Source organism: Chromobacterium alticapitis (assembly GCF_002924365.1).
In the GTDB taxonomy this organism is placed as follows: Bacteria; Pseudomonadota; Gammaproteobacteria; order Burkholderiales; family Chromobacteriaceae; genus Chromobacterium; species Chromobacterium alticapitis.
In genome coordinates, this window is record NZ_PQWB01000131.1 from 1 (window position 1) to 219 (window position 219).

Here is a 219-nt window from a genome sequence, read left to right on the forward strand (position 1 = left end):
ATCATCCCAGGCTGCTGCCTTGCGCTTGATCCGCATGCTCATCTTGCCGTTTTTGCCCATCGGCACCGGTCGCACCAGATTCAACACCATCTTTTTTAGCAATGACAGATTCTCCGGCGCAAAGTCCTTGCAAATGCTACTGGCGTCCTCCGCAAAGTTCACGTCCAGCATCCAATGCAGACGGTTCTCGATGCCCCAATGCGCCCGCGCCGCTTGCGC

Annotated in this window: 1 protein-coding gene; it reads right to left on the reverse strand. The window is 56.6% G+C overall.

Annotated features, from left to right (window positions below):
- On the reverse strand, positions 1-219 hold a 219-nt coding region (locus C2I19_RS19405; protein WP_146056878.1), incomplete at both ends, for a transposase.